1 protein-coding gene is annotated in these 1,191 nt (G+C 64.1%); it reads right to left on the reverse strand.

Translation table 11 applies throughout. The features are described 5' to 3' along the window. Positions 1 to 228: 228 nt before the first annotated feature. On the reverse strand, positions 229 to 1,191 hold a 963-nt coding region (locus ACLE20_RS15460), incomplete at its 5' end, for an erythromycin esterase family protein (RefSeq protein WP_410941206.1).

Genomic DNA, 1,191 nt, shown 5'->3' on the forward strand with positions numbered 1-1,191 from the left:
GCCCTCATGGCAGGGCTGCCGGTGTGACCGGAGTCCTCGATGATCCCTAGGTCGGCGTCCGGCCACGCCTGAGCAAGTTCCCATGCGGCGAGCAGCGGGCCTTACAGGTCGAGAGGCTCGTGGCTTGGTGTGCGCCCACTTCGACGCACAGGCAGGCGGGATGTCGATCTCGGCTGCGAATGTTGACGGCGACCTCGAAGGTCGAGCACGCGTGGCGATGAATACTCGTCATTGGGCGCCGTTTCGTTCCGACACTGCGTCGCCGCGCCGGACGGCTGTGACGGCATCGCTGATGTGCAGGATCCAGTCGGCGGACTGCAGGGTGAGTTCGTCGAGCGGGAAGTAACCCTGAGCGGGGGTCACGTCAGTACGGGAGTAACCACTCACCAGCGTCGATGCCGGCACTAGGCCCCAGCCCGAACTCTCGTGCTCGCCGCCGGTCGCATGCCCGAGGAGCGCTTCGTAAGTGTCAGGCGGCGGTTCTTGCAGTCCGAGTTCGGAACTGGTCCCGAGGCTGCCCGCGACGAAGGTGTAACGCGGCCCGATGACGCTGTCGATGATCGCGCCCGCGCTATTCCAGACCAGGTTCATGTCGCCGAGGGTCCACTGACTGCGTTCTCTCTGCAAGTGACGGTTGTGCGCATAGACGATAGTCGCTCCGCGGCGGCCTTCCTCAGCGCGGATGTCGATCAGATTGCGAGCCATGATCGCATCGCGGGTAGCCAGCAGTCCGCTCAACCGAGCGGTCTCGTCGACCTGTTGCGCTGCCTGCTTGTGGTAGGCGAGAAGACCTAGCACGGCCGTTAGATGAACCCTTACAGAGCGCCAAGCGTCATGGGAGGTCGCGGCGATCAGTTGCGGTGCACGGGCATGCAGTGAGATGAGCAAGTCGTGGGCGATTGCACGCAACGCGTCCGCCTCAGCGGCGGCTCCTGGGGACAGGCCGGCGTCCATTACGGCTTCCGAGCGTGACCACTGCTGGTCATCGCCAACGAGGTCGTCGATGTCGATGTCGGCGTCGAGATAGTCGATGGCACGTTGCAGATAGGGTCGCGGGCTGGGAGCACTCGTAAACTCGGTGGGAGCGTCGAAGCCGTGCACGGTCACTCGCTCTGGCCCGGGCCGCGACAGATTGAAATCGTGCAGCCACTCGATGAGTCTGCGATTTGCCTGCAGTTCGCCAAGACTGTG

Source organism: Rhizobium sp. YIM 134829 (assembly GCF_046546455.1).